Here is a 1,139-nt window from a genome sequence, read left to right as displayed (position 1 = left end):
TTCATGGCGCATTTGCGTGAATGCGGCTGATCCCCTACCCTTCAAACGCCCATGTTGCACTTGGTGTAGATTCTCCAACCGCAAAGTCGAAATGTCCTGTTTCTGCAAAGTTGGAATGTCACACTCCCCTTGTTTGATGACGGTGGGGATTGCGGATGGGACTGATAGCGATGAGCGAGCGCGACCTGCAACGGATCGAGATTTTATCGAAAGTGATCGCCGGCCGGATGACGATGGTGTTGGCGGCGCATGTGCTTGATCTGAGTACACGCCAAGTGCGACGGCTGTTGGATCGGATCAGAACGGCCGGTGCGGCGTCGATCCGGCACAAGGCGATCGGCCGACCGTCACTGGATCAGCGATGGTGTTCGGGATTACGCCGTGACGTTGGTTCGCGAACGCTATGCAGACTTCGGACCAACCTTGGCGGCCGAGAAGCTTGCCGAGCGCGATGGGTTGCGGGTGTCGCGTGAGACGTTGCGCAGCTGGATGGTGGATGCGGGCCTGTGGCTCTCGCGCAAGCAGCGGCGGACGTTTCATCAGCCGCGCTTGCGGCGTGAAGCCTATGGCGAGTTGGTGCAGATTGACGGGTCCGAGCATCGCTGGTTCGAGGACCGCGGTGATCCATGCTCGCTGCTGGTGTTCGTCGACGATGCGACGGGCAAGCTGATGCAGTTGCGGTTCGTGCGCTCGGAAAGCGCCTTCAGCTATTTCGAGGCGCTGGAGCTTTATTTGAAGGATCACGGCGCGCCCGTTGCCTTTTGTTCCGACAAGCATTCGGTGTTTCGGGTGGCGAAGAAGGATGCCAAGGGTGGCCAGGGCATGACCCAGTTCGGGCGTGAGCTCTCAGAGCTAAATATCGAGATTCTTTGCGCAAATTCGAGCCAGGCGAAGGGTCGCGTCCAGCGGATGAACCGGCGATGTCACGTTGTTTGATCAACGGCCGTAAAGTCGCTTGTCGGTAAACTCATGCAATTGCAGCGGTCACGGCTTTCCACTGGGCCATGGCGCGGATGCGATGAATATGGGTGGCTAGGGCTGAGTGTCTCTGGTGCGGCGCGCCGAAAAGATTTCGGACTGCTGAAAAGACCGAGATGAAACGTTGCAAACCTCCGACGGATCGAAAGCCCTGCATCATC

At 58.3% G+C, this 1,139-nt stretch carries 2 pseudogenes; one reads left to right on the top strand and one right to left on the bottom strand.

The features are described from left to right. Positions 1–155: 155 nt before the first annotated feature. A pseudogene (locus tag FFR93_RS40435) lies at positions 156–918 on the top strand (ISNCY family transposase); the annotation flags it as partial. Positions 919–967: 49 nt separating this feature from the next. Here FFR93_RS40435 and FFR93_RS40430 read toward each other — a convergent pair. Beyond that, positions 968–1,139: pseudogene (locus FFR93_RS40430) on the bottom strand (IS6 family transposase); the annotation flags it as partial.

Source organism: Rhizobium sp. MHM7A, assembly GCF_005862215.1.
GTDB lineage: Bacteria > Pseudomonadota > Alphaproteobacteria > Rhizobiales > Rhizobiaceae > Rhizobium > Rhizobium bangladeshense.
The sequence above is the reverse complement of the archived record's forward strand: the minus strand, read 5'-3'. Positions and strand labels throughout refer to the sequence as shown.